The sequence below is a fragment of the Sphaerotilus sulfidivorans genome (genome assembly GCF_013426975.1).
Taxonomy (GTDB): Bacteria; Pseudomonadota; Gammaproteobacteria; order Burkholderiales; family Burkholderiaceae_C; genus Sphaerotilus; species Sphaerotilus sulfidivorans.
The window spans coordinates 1-772 of the sequence record NZ_JACCPY010000081.1 but is presented as its reverse complement, the minus strand read 5'-3'; the positions used below and the strand labels follow the sequence as shown (position 1 = coordinate 772).

Annotated in this window: 1 protein-coding gene; it reads left to right on the top strand. The window is 67.0% G+C overall.

Features of this window, described 5'->3' with window-relative positions; all coding sequences use genetic code 11:
* Nucleotides 1–772 (top strand): Tn3 family transposase (locus HZU84_RS20015; RefSeq protein WP_180693122.1); only part of this gene is annotated, 772 nt, incomplete at both ends.

The following is a 772-nucleotide window of genomic DNA, read 5'->3' as shown; positions in this document are numbered from 1 at the left end:
GCGACGGCTCGACTTCGTCATCGGACGGGCAGCGCTTCCGCGCCGGCGGCCAGGCCGAGCGCACCGGCCACGTCAACCTGAAGTACGGCACCGAGCCGGGTCGGATGTTCTACACCCACCTCTCCGACCAGTACGCTCCCTTCAGCGCCAAGGTGGTCAACGTCGGCGTGCGCGACTCGACCTATGTCCTCGACGGGCTGCTGTACCACGAGTCGGATCTGCGCATCGAGGAGCACTACACCGACACGGCGGGCTTCACCGACCACGTCTTCGGGCTCATGCACCTGCTGGGATTCCGGTTCGCACCGCGTATCCGCGATCTGGGGGAGACGCGGCTGTACGTGGCTCGCAGCGATACCTCCTTTGACGCGCTGAAGCCGATGATCGGCGGCACGCTCAACCTCAAGCACATCCGCGCCCACTGGGACGAGATCCTGCGGCTGGCCACCTCGATCCGGCAGGGAACCGTGACGGCCTCGCTGATGCTGCGCAAGCTGGCCAGCTATCCGCGACAGAACGGGCTGGCGGTGGCACTGCGTGAACTGGGCCGCATCGAGCGCACGCTGTTCATCCTCGATTGGCTGCAGAGCGTGGAGTTGCGTCAACGGGTGCATGCCGGGCTGAACAAGGGGGAGTCCCGCAACGCGCTGGCCCGTGCCGTCTTCTTCGGTCGGCTGGGAGAGATCCGGGACCGCGACTTCGAGCAGCAGCGCTGGCGGGCCAGCGGGCTGACGCTGGTGACGGCGGCCATCGTGCTGTGGAACACGGTCTA